This is a genomic window from Pseudomonas sp. SIMBA_067, assembly GCF_046534675.1.
GTDB lineage: Bacteria > Pseudomonadota > Gammaproteobacteria > Pseudomonadales > Pseudomonadaceae > Aquipseudomonas > Aquipseudomonas putida.
In genome coordinates, this window is sequence record NZ_JAWRYH010001095.1 from 1 (window position 1) to 246 (window position 246).

Consider the following 246-nt stretch of genomic DNA (forward strand, 5'->3'; position numbering starts at 1 on the left):
CGTGGCTACAGCGTCATGAGTTACTGGAGCGAGAGCAACACCAACCAGAACTTCAGTAAAGGCGGGGTCGAGGCTTACTCCTCGGGCCCGCTGATCGACGACATCGCGGCGATCCAGAAGCTCTACGGCGCCAACTACAACACGCGTGCCGGCGACACCACCTACGGTTTCAACTCCAACACCGGGCGTGATTTCTACAGCGCCACTTCCAATGCCGACAAGCTGGTGTTTTCGGTATGGGACGGT

The 246-nt window shown here is 58.5% G+C and carries 1 protein-coding gene; it reads left to right on the forward strand.

The features are described 5' to 3' along the window. On the forward strand, positions 1 to 246 hold a 246-nt coding region (locus SB765_RS32650), incomplete at both ends, for a M10 family metallopeptidase C-terminal domain-containing protein (RefSeq protein ID WP_410932896.1).